Source organism: Allobosea sp. FG18 (assembly GCF_057809495.1).
Genome location: NZ_JBMDKB010000077.1, coordinates 1 through 1842, shown reverse-complemented (window position 1 = coordinate 1842; position 1842 = coordinate 1). Strand labels below are relative to the sequence as shown.

The window sequence follows — 1842 nt, the reverse complement described above, 5'->3', positions numbered from 1 at the left end:
TGGCGCGGTCTACGGGACCCCTCTGGCCCGTTTTTGGACCTCTAACGAACCCGTTCTTTTGATTGCGGGTTTCCTGATCCGGGGTAGCGTTTTCGCTGTTTCGGAGCAGATCGGCCTGTGAAGCGGGCCGGAGAAGGTGGTGAGGCCGCGATCGAGGATGGGGCGTTTTGGACTGGTTCCCTTCACGAGATGCTCGGTCAAGGGAGGTATTTTCCGGTTCCGCCTCCAACTTCCTGCCGACGTGTTCGCGAGGCTCGCTGCTGCCGAAGTCGCCAATGCGCGACGGACGGTGAGCTTCTCGCTGAAGACGCGTGATCCCCTGACCGCCCGAAGCCGAGCCCTGCGGGCTGCCGCTGATGTCAGCGACATGATCTCGGCCATTCGGTCCGGGTCGATCCTGCCCTGGCAGTTCGTCCCGACCATGTACCAGCAGGATCGGATCATCATTCCGAACAGCGGCCAGAAGCCGGTGGTCTCGAAGCGTGCTGGTGCGGGCGTGGCGAAGCCGAAGAAGAACGCGATGACCCTGCACCGCGTGTACAAGGAGGTGTACCTGCCCCGGCGAGAAGATCGAAAGGGAGCACCGCCGCGCCGTAGGGCTCGGCTGGACATGGAGAAGGCGATCGCGCTCTTCGTGGCTTCTTCCAGTGACCTCGCCATCACCAACATCTCGCGGAGGGAGGCGGAGAAGTTCGTGCGCGGGCTGGAGGTGGGCTCGATCGGCACGAAGAAGAAGATCGTCATTGCGCTCTCGACGGTCTGCAATGCCGCCGTCGCGGCTGATCTGATCCCGGCCAACCCGTTCAGGGGCCTCGGCCCGGACAGATCGGCGATCGCAGCAGCCCGGCGCAGCTACTCCCGGCTCGATCATGATCAACTGGCCCGGTTCTTTGGCCGAACCGAGCGCGAGGACGGGGCGGTGCTGTGGCTTCCCCGATTACTCCTCCTGACCGGGGCTCGCCTGGAGGAGATGGCTCAGCTTCGCAGCGAGTGGTTCGTCCGCCGCGATGGCGTCGATGTGATCGACCTGCACGACGCGCAGGTGAAGAGCGCTCACAATCGCCGGTACATTCCGCTTCACCGCGACCTGCTCGACCTCGGCATCCTCGATCTGGTTAGCCGCTCTCCTGATCGGCTGTTCCCCGAGCTTCGGTATCGTCCTTCCGCCGAGCGCTGGAGCGGGGCGATCAGCATGAAGCTGAACAGGACGATCGACGAGGCTCTGGGGCGGGATCGGCGGCTGACGGTGCATTCGTTGCGCAAGACCTTCGAGCACGCCGCCTATGTGATCGGGGTACCCAAGCCTTCGATCAATGCGATCACCGGCCATAAACCGGCTGACGTGTCGGAGGAGCACTACCTGATGCTCCGGGACGATGTTGCGCTGCTGAAGCGGCACATCGACCAGATCGACTTCCCATTCCTGAAACAGGTCTGTTCCCCGATCGCGGTCTGAGAGGGGTCGTTTTTGACTGACTCTCGTGCACGAAGACCGAAAAGGGCATGGTCACCATGGTCATGCTCAACATGTTCTCGCTCACCCACATCACGTTGCCCTACGCGGCCACGGTCTCCTCACCGTTCTCGCTCGTGTCCGGGACGATCTCCCGGACCGTCAGGCCAGCGCGCTCCGCCCGCCCTTGAGCGCCCTGTAGATCGTGCTGGGCGCGACCTGAACGTGCTCGGCGATCTCGGCGACCGTCAGCGTGCCCTCGGTCATGAGCGTCTTCACGACGGTCAGCTTCACCGTGTCCAATGCCTTGGGGCGTCCTCCGACTCTTCCGCGTGCACGGGCTGCGCGAAGACCGGCCTGGGTACGCTCGCGGAGAAGCTCGACCTCCA

The 1842-nt window shown here is 63.7% G+C and carries 2 protein-coding genes; one reads left to right on the top strand and one right to left on the bottom strand.

What is annotated here, in order from left to right; genetic code table 11:
- Nucleotides 1–157: 157 nt before the first annotated feature.
- Complete coding sequence (locus ACODTJ_RS29110) at nucleotides 158–1456, top strand: DUF6538 domain-containing protein (RefSeq protein WP_488851702.1); 1299 nt, start codon at nucleotides 158–160, stop codon at nucleotides 1454–1456.
- A 159-nt stretch (nucleotides 1457–1615) separates the two neighbouring features.
- Here the strand turns inward: ACODTJ_RS29110 and ACODTJ_RS29105 are convergent.
- Nucleotides 1616–1842 (bottom strand): helix-turn-helix domain-containing protein (locus ACODTJ_RS29105; RefSeq protein ID WP_488851700.1); only part of this gene is annotated, 227 nt, incomplete at its 5' end.